This is a genomic window from Candidatus Fermentibacter sp. (assembly GCA_030373045.1).
In the GTDB taxonomy this organism is placed as follows: Bacteria; Fermentibacterota; Fermentibacteria; order Fermentibacterales; family Fermentibacteraceae; genus Fermentibacter.
Genome location: JAUCPW010000072.1, coordinates 1 through 6,558 on the forward strand (window position 1 = coordinate 1; position 6,558 = coordinate 6,558).

Genomic DNA, 6,558 nt, shown 5'->3' on the forward strand with positions numbered 1-6,558 from the left:
CCCCCCCCCCCCCCCCCCCCCCCCCCCCCCCCCCCCCCCCCCCCCCCCCCCCCCCCCCCCCCCCCCCCCCCCCCGCCGGATCCTACCTCAGGACAGTGAACAGGGCCGTGTCGGACGATCCGCCGGACGAGGCCTCCAGGACGAAGACTCCGGCGGGCAGAGCCGAGACGTCGATGGAGAACGACGTGCCCTCGCCCGCGAGGTCGCCGCGGAGAGCCACCCTGCCCGAGATGTCGTACACGGAGTAGGACGGCCCGGCGAGGCTGCCCGACACTCCGAAGGTGATCAGACCGGTCGAGGGGTTGGGGCCTACGCCGGTGATGACGAACGAACCGGGCACGGAGCCCGAGCCACCATCCTCGATGCCGTAGCCACCCAGGGGCTCGGCGAAGTAGGCCGCGGCGGCGATGGCTCCCCTGGCGCAATCCGTTCCGAACGGGAAGTATGACATGTAGTTGGCCAGGACGTCGTTGGTCTGGTGGTAGTAGGGGTTGGCGTCGAACGCGTTCTCGATGCCGAGGATCGCGGGATAACCCTGGTCCCAGAACGACGAATGGTCGCTGTAGGTCGTGCCTGGGCTGTACTCGGTGATGACGTCGAGGGCGGGCACGTACGTGTCGCAGATGGCGTCGAAGGCAAGCGCCAGGCCGGTGGACGAGGTGTTGTACGGCACCCACATCGAGGCGTCGCCCGTGGGCCCGTACAGGATCATGTCCATGTTGAAGACCGCGATGATGTCCTCGCCCGCAGCGGCGCACTGGCCGGCGTAGTAGGCGCTGCCGTAGAGCCCCTGCTCCTCGCCGCCGAAGCAGACGAACCTGACGGTGTTGGCGAAATAGAAGCCGGACATCGCCCTGGCCGCCTCGACCACCGCGGCCGAACCGCTGGCGTTGTCGTCGGCCCCCGGCGCGTTCGTGGTCGACTGCGGCGAGGTCGAGTCGAGATGCCCGCAGATGATCACTATCTTGGTCGAATCCTCGATGCCCTGGATCTCTCCGATCACGTTCTCGCAGTCGTAAGAGCCCATGTCGAAGTACTGCAGCTCGGCCGGGATCCCGTAGTCGTCGAGCCTGTCCTGGACGTACAGGGCGGCGGTGTCGTAGCTGTCGGTGCTGGAATACCGGGTGAGGTAGTCCTGCATGTCCTGGATGGTGGTCTGGAAGCTCGTCTCGTCGACGATCGACACGATGTCGGCCACGAAGTCGTCCATCCCCCCGTCGCGGGTGGGCATGTACAGCTCCACGGGCGCCCGGAGCACCGTTTCACGAAGGGGCTGCACGAGCCTTATCCCGGGCAGGGCGGGAAGGGATGCGGGGGATGTGGAGAGTTCCACGACCGTCACATCGCCGTTCTGGTAGAGCGGAGTCCCGACGCCGACGGCGGAGACGGCACCCTGTGGCGAAGCGGCATGGACGACCGCGTAGTCACGGGGATCGCGGAAGGATGGATCGAGCAGGGTCGCGAATCTGAGGTCAGCAGCGCCTTCCGGGGCGCCCGAGCATAGCGCCCAGCCGTCGGCAACGTAATAGAAGTCGAAGTCCGAGGTCCACTCCTGGGCGTACAGGTCTCCCGTTCCGGTTTCCATGACATAGAGGCCGTCCGCCGATGCGACGGCGGAAGCGGCGAGCAGGGCCAACATCAGTCTGGGCATGCATCGACTCCTGTCTATACGGGATGATTAGTGCCGACGGTGCCGGTATGATAATTCCCCGGAGCCACCTTCACAAGAAAACTACTCCGGACACGCATGAACGGTTCCCGGGCTGGCTGCCGCCCCTTCCGAGCGGATATCTTCGGGATTCCTGCAGGAAGGAGGCTTCGGTGAGCAGATTCCGGCTGGTTCCGATCGCCCTTGTTGTTCTCGCGGCAGCCTGCGGCGGCAGATCCGAGCTCCGCGTCACCAACGACCTGGGCTCCTATGACATATGCGCGGTATACGTATTCCCCGACTCGTCGCTGAAGAGGGGCCAGAACCTCCTGGAGGGCAGGATACAGCCCGGCGAGGTCGTGACTTTCGAGATGGCCCGCGGGACGTACAACGTCATCGTCGTCGACGAGGACGACGACTCGTACGACTATCCGGGCCTGCCGCTGGACGAGAACGGGCACGACCTGCTGGTCAAGCTCGAGGACTTCAACATGGGCCATGTCCACTCGGGCGACGGAACCCTCCCGATCACCATCGAGAACGGTCTCGGCTCGATCACGGTCTACTTCGCCTATGCATCGCTGACCACTTCGGGATGGGGCGAGGACATGCTTCGCACCACCGTGCTCGTGCCGGGCGAGGAACTGACGATCTGGGTGATGCCCGGAAACTGGAACGTCAGACTCGAGGACGAGTACGGCGAGGCCTACGTACTGACAGACATCGAACTGGGTGGCGGCACCGACGGTTATTCGCACGTCCTGACGATGGCGGACAGGGAGATCTGACGCCCGTCAGGACCTGTCATCCATGAAGGGGCTGCGCCGCAGGGATCCGTTCGATCCCTGCGGCGCATTCTTCTGCGGAAGGATCAGAACTGGGTCTTTATCTCCGCCCAGGTGGCCGAATTCAGCGCCGATGCGTAGTTGGCAGCGAACTCGAGAAGGTCCGTCCTGCCCCAGGGTTCGTCAGAGTCCCAGACTCCGCCGTACCACCCGTACGTGACCACTCCGTTGAACGATGTCTGGCCGCCCAGCATGGTGTTGTCATAGCCGAAGCACCAGAAGCCTCCCGCCGGGATCACGATATCGGAAGCCGATACGTCGACGACCGTGTACTCGGTGATGTCACCGGCCGAACTGCCCGAGGGTATCGCAGGGGTGAAGGGACCGTAGTACTCGGCCGACGTGGGATCGCCCGAGGGTGGGACCAGACCGGACAGGCCGGTCCAGACGACCCAGCCGTAGTTCGAGGTGGCAGGGCCGCAGCAGGGGAACCTCAGTTCCTGTATGGCGAGATCCTGACCGGTCGTGTTCTGGACCGGAACGATGAAGTACTCCGCCCATCCGGTGTTCGAGCCGACGGATGTAGGCAGCAGGCCGATCGTCCCGCCGGTGTTGTACTCGAAGTCGAACTGGGCGGAAGCGAGCCCCGCAGCAAAGAGGATCACAAGCAAGGCCTTCATGATGCATCCTTTCCCCGGGAGCAAGCCATGAGTCACTGCCGCTGATCCATCCCGGATGGTTGAAGATAGCCCGCACTCCGGCCTCCAGCAACACGGGACATCCCGGGAGGAGAGCAGGAGAATGGGTCCGGGGCGCCGCACGGTCCGCCCATCCTCATGCCGTGCCGCATCCCTCGTCATTCCATCATTCGTCATATTCCACGATCGACCCGGGAGGTTCTCTCCCGGCCGGGGCCTGTGGTCCGGGGCGCCGATGGGCTGATGGGAGGGACGCTGTGCATCTTTCATGGTTCTTCGTCGAAGGCATCGCCCATCGCTCCTATCTCCTGGGTGGTGACAGGAGCTGCGCCGTCGTGGATCCTTCGCGTGACGTCGGCATCTACACCGAGGCAGCCTCCAGGCTGGGCCTGCGCATCACTCACATCCTCGAAACGCATCTGCACGCCGACTTCATCTCGGGCCACACGGACCTGGCCGCGGCGACAGGGGCGAAGATCGTGGCTCCGGCCGCCGCCCGCTGCGGATTCGACCACGCCCCGGTCGCCGAAGGCGACACCGTTCAGATCGACAGGCTCAGGATCTCCGTGCTCGACACCCCCGGCCACACGCCCGAGCATGTCTCCTACGTCGTCACCGACCTGTCCAGGGGTGGGGAACCCTCGGCGGTCTTCACCGGCGACACCATCTTCGCAGGCGACACGGGGCGTCCCGACATGTTCCCCGACAGGGCATCCGAACTGACCGCGAAGCTCTACGAAAGCATCCGCAGGCTCATGGCGCTCCCCGACGGCTGCCTCGTGCTCCCGGCGCACGGAGCGGGCTCCCTCTGCGGCAGGTCGATCGGCACCATGCCCGTGACGACGATAGGCTACGAGAAGGCGTCGAACCCCGTCCTCTCGATGGATGCTGGCGGCTTCGCAGCGGAGCTCGCGAAGGCCGGCCAGCCCGTCCCCGACCATTTCCTCAGGTGCGGACCGGTGAACGCCGCAGGTCCGGCCCTGCTGTCGGACCTCCCTCCGGCCCCGCCGCTTGGTTCCGACGACTTCGCCTCGAGGATCGAGGCCGGGGCCATCGTGGTCGACACGAGGAGCTACGATGCCTTCGGGGGCATGCATGTCCCGGGCTCCCTGTCGATAGACCTCGACGGCAACTTCTCGACGATGGCCGGATGGGTGGTGCCTCATCCGAGGAGCATCCTCGTCGTGGCCCAGCCTGGTCGGGCCGGGGAGGCACTCGCCTGCCTCAGGAGAGTCGGTCTCGACACCGTGGCCGGCACCCTGGCCGGCGGGATGTTCGCCTGGGCCCGCTCGGGCAAGCCTGTCAGCAGGGTCTACCAGGTCTCCCCCGGCGAGCTCGGCGCCATTCTCGACGGTGGCGACGGCTGGAAGCTGGTGGATGTCCGATCTCCCGCGGAGTATGCGGCCTTCCACCTGAAGGAGGCGGTCAACATCCCCGTGGCCGACCTCAGGACGAGGTCGCGCGAACTCGTCCCGACCACGCCGACGCTCGTGATGTGCGGCTCGGGCCGCCGTTCGATCCTCGGGGCGAGCATACTCCTTCGCGGCGGTCTCAAGACGGTGTTCAACCTCGCGGGCGGGCTGCCGGCGGCCGTCAGGAGCATGAAGAGGCTCGACGGCGTGATCGAAGGGGATCCCAAGAACCTCGTTTCGGGGTGACAGGCCGGGACTGCGGCGGATCCCGGTTCTCCCGGCCGCGATTGTCCCGAACCGGTGCGGGTCTATATTCCGATTCCGTGTCCAGTGGCTCGGTGCGTTCAACCGGAGGGGCGTCGATGCTGATCAACTACATCGCGATAGGGCTCTATACCGCCGTGATCGTCGTCATCGGCGTAATGGGCATGAGGAAGACCAGGTCGTTCGACGACTTCCTCCTGGGCGGGGGCAGGGTCGGCCCCTGGATGACCGCATTGTCATACGGCACGGCATACTTCTCTGCAGTCCTCTTCATCGGCTTCGCGGGCAAGATCGGGTGGGGCTTCGGCCTCTCGGCCCTCTGGGTGGCCGTCGGCAACACCCTGATCGGCACGCTGCTCGTCTGGCTCATTCTCGGGAACCGCATCAAGGAGACCACCACCGCCCTGGGAGTCAGGACGATGCCGGAGTACCTGGAGGCCAGGTACGGCAGCCCGTTCTTCAAGGGCTACACCGCCCTCGCGATCTTCGTATTCATGATCCCCTACACCGCGGCCGTGTTCATGGGCCTGAGCTACCTCTTCGAGGTGGCCTTCCACCTGCCCTACATCTACGTCCTGCTCTTCATGGGCGTGTTCACCGCGGTCTACATGGTGATGGGCGGCTACAGGTCGATGGCCATGATGGACGTGATCTTCGGTCTGATCATGACCGTGGGTGTGATCGTGCTGGTCTGGTTCTCGGTCTCCTACGGCGGAGGGCTCGACAGGATCGTTCAGGACCTGCGCGGGATCGACCCCGCCCTGGCTTCGCCCGTCGGGCCTCCGGGAGCGGTGCCGCTCTTCTCCCTGGTCTTCCTCACCAGTGTCGCGCCATTCGCCATGCCCCAGCTCCTCATCAAGTTCTACGCCGTGAAGGACAGGGCCACCATCAAGGTGGGCACCATCGCCTCGACCGTGTTCGCACTGCTGATAGCCGGCACCGCGTACTTCACCGGCTCCCTCACCAGGGTCTTCCTCGATCCGGTCTCGGCGCCGCATGCGTTCACGCCGGAGGGCGCCCCCCTGTTCGACTCGCTGATGCCCGAGATGCTGGTGCGAGTGGTTCCTTCCGGGTTCATCGTGTTCCTGCTGCTGCTGATACTCGCCGCCTCGATGTCCACGCTGGCTTCGCTCGTGCTGATCTCCAGCTCGAGCGTCACCAAGGACTTCTATCACGGATTCGTGAACAGGAATGCCTCCGACCGCCGTCTCACGGCCCTGAGCAGGATCTCGAGCGCCTTCTTCATCATCCTGTCGATGGTGCTGGCTCTGAGGCAGCCCGCCATCATCGTGACGATCCTGTCGGTCTCGTGGGGAGCGATAGCGTCGGTGTTCCTCGGCCCGTTCCTTTGGGGCATCCTCGGCAGGAGGATAGGGAAGCCCGAGGCGATCGCCTCCTCCGTCCTGGGCCTCGCGACATGCATGACGCTGTTCTTCGTGTGGGGCATACCGAAGGCGCCGCAGGCGGCCTCGGTGGGGATGATCGTGTCGCTGCTCGTACCGGCGGTCTGCCTCTTCAGGAGGCGTCCGGCGGCCTAGCCCCGAACCAGACCGCTTCGGATAAGACCGCTTTCGGTCTCGAAACACGAGGGCCGGGAGTACGCCCGGCCCTCATCATATCCTATTCCAGCACGGTGAAGCGAACCGTGCTCCGTATCCCGTCCGACCTCCCGACCGCCAGATAGACGCCCGGGGAAAGCTCTCCGGGCTGGATATCGTGATAGCCCGCCTGGTACCCGGCCGGTCCTGTCC

The 6,558-nt window shown here is 65.3% G+C and carries 5 protein-coding genes; 3 read left to right on the forward strand and 2 right to left on the reverse strand.

Going from position 1 to position 6,558, the window contains the following annotated elements; translation table 11 throughout:
• Positions 1–82 precede the first annotated feature (82 nt).
• The gene (locus QUS11_12135) at positions 83–1,651 is read right to left on the reverse strand and encodes a M28 family peptidase (GenBank protein ID MDM7994044.1); all 1,569 of its coding nucleotides are present in this window, start codon (positions 1,649–1,651) and stop codon (positions 83–85) included.
• 170 nt (positions 1,652–1,821) lie between these two features.
• On the opposite strand from QUS11_12135, the gene QUS11_12140 reads away from it, so the two are divergent.
• The gene (locus QUS11_12140; GenBank protein MDM7994045.1) at positions 1,822–2,436 is read left to right on the forward strand and encodes a hypothetical protein; all 615 of its coding nucleotides are present in this window, start codon (positions 1,822–1,824) and stop codon (positions 2,434–2,436) included.
• Positions 2,437–2,519: 83 nt separating this feature from the next.
• On the opposite strand, the gene QUS11_12145 is transcribed toward QUS11_12140, so the two are convergent.
• Positions 2,520–3,113, reverse strand: coding sequence for a hypothetical protein (locus tag QUS11_12145; GenBank protein ID MDM7994046.1), 594 nt, complete (start codon positions 3,111–3,113; stop codon positions 2,520–2,522).
• A 275-nt stretch (positions 3,114–3,388) separates the two neighbouring features.
• Between QUS11_12145 and QUS11_12150 the strand changes: the two genes are divergently transcribed.
• Positions 3,389–4,789, forward strand: a complete 1,401-nt coding sequence (locus QUS11_12150) for an MBL fold metallo-hydrolase (GenBank protein MDM7994047.1) — start codon at positions 3,389–3,391, stop codon at positions 4,787–4,789.
• Between the two features lie 116 nt (positions 4,790–4,905).
• Positions 4,906–6,345 carry a hypothetical protein gene (locus QUS11_12155; GenBank protein MDM7994048.1) on the forward strand — a complete coding sequence of 480 codons (1,440 nt, stop codon included), beginning with the start codon at positions 4,906–4,908 and terminating at the stop codon, positions 6,343–6,345.
• Positions 6,346–6,558 lie beyond the last annotated feature (213 nt).

Coding starts and splice junctions, on each gene's coding strand:
- QUS11_12135 (MDM7994044.1), bottom strand. CDS start 1,651: ATGCCCAGACTGATGTTGGCCCTGCTCGCCGCTTCCGCCGTCGCATCG.
- QUS11_12145 (MDM7994046.1), bottom strand. CDS start 3,113: ATGAAGGCCTTGCTTGTGATCCTCTTTGCTGCGGGGCTCGCTTCCGCC.
- QUS11_12155 (MDM7994048.1), top strand. CDS start 4,906: ATGCTGATCAACTACATCGCGATAGGGCTCTATACCGCCGTGATCGTC.